Genomic DNA, 844 nt, shown 5'->3' with positions numbered 1-844 from the left:
GTCGCTGCGCGAAGCGCCGTCGCGCCCGCCCGTGGTGTGGGCCTTGGCGGTGTAGAGGACTTTGTCGAGCTGGGTCATGGTGGCTTCCTTTGCGGTGGGTGTCCGCTGCGCGGACGGTGGGGGAATGCGGGAATGCGTCAGCGCGCGCTCAGCCGGTCGCGCAGGGTGTGCAGCTGCGCCGTCAGCGCCACCAGCTCGGGCAGCGCACACTGCGTGCTCTGCCGCATGCAGGCGGGAATGCGCTCGGCGCCCTGGCGCAGCGCGCGGCCCTGCGGCGTGAGCGTGATGCGCACGCGCCGCTCGTCCTGCGCGTCGCGCGTGCGCTCGAGCAGCTGCGCGGCCTGCAGGCGCTTGAGCAGCGGCGTGAGCGTGCCCGAGTCGAGGAACAGGCGCTCGCCCAACGCCGAGACGGTGGTGCCGTCCTGCTCCCAGAGCGCGAGCATGACGAGGTACTGTGGGTAGGTCAGGCCGATCTGCTCGAGCAGCGGCTTGTAGAGCTTGGTCATGGCCAGCGAGGCCGAGTACAGCGCAAAGCAGACCTGGTTGTCGAGCTGCAGGGCCGGAGGGCTGGGGTCCAGGGCAAGGGGATCGCGGTGCATGGGCGCATTATTGGTCGCAATTCAATTTTGTGCAATTGAATTGCCTGGCCCCTCCAAGGCGTCCGGACCGTGCGCGCGGTGCTACCGGACGCGCACGGGCGCAAAAAAAGGCCGGGCGGCGTGCCGTCCGGCCTGTGCGGGGCGGCCTGGTCCGGCTCAGTATTGGTAGATGCCGCGGCCGGTCTTGCGGCCCAGGCGGCCGGCGGCGACCATTTCCTTGAGCAGCGGGCAGGGGCGGTACTTGC

At 70.0% G+C, this 844-nt stretch carries 2 protein-coding genes and 1 pseudogene; all 3 read right to left on the bottom strand.

Annotated features, from left to right (window positions below; all coding sequences use genetic code 11):
- Nucleotides 1–78: pseudogene (locus B2J89_RS22940) on the bottom strand (organic hydroperoxide resistance protein); the annotation flags it as partial.
- Nucleotides 79–137: 59 nt separating this feature from the next.
- Complete coding sequence (locus B2J89_RS21225) at nt 138–599, bottom strand: MarR family winged helix-turn-helix transcriptional regulator (RefSeq protein ID WP_169170819.1); 462 nt, start codon at nt 597–599, stop codon at nt 138–140.
- Nucleotides 600–755: 156 nt separating this feature from the next.
- On the bottom strand, nt 756–844 hold an 89-nt coding region (locus B2J89_RS21220; protein WP_169170820.1), incomplete at its 5' end, for a 3-hydroxyacyl-CoA dehydrogenase family protein.

It is taken from the genome of Acidovorax sp. SRB_24 (assembly GCF_012931925.1).
This window is presented reverse-complemented; position numbering and strand designations above follow the sequence as displayed.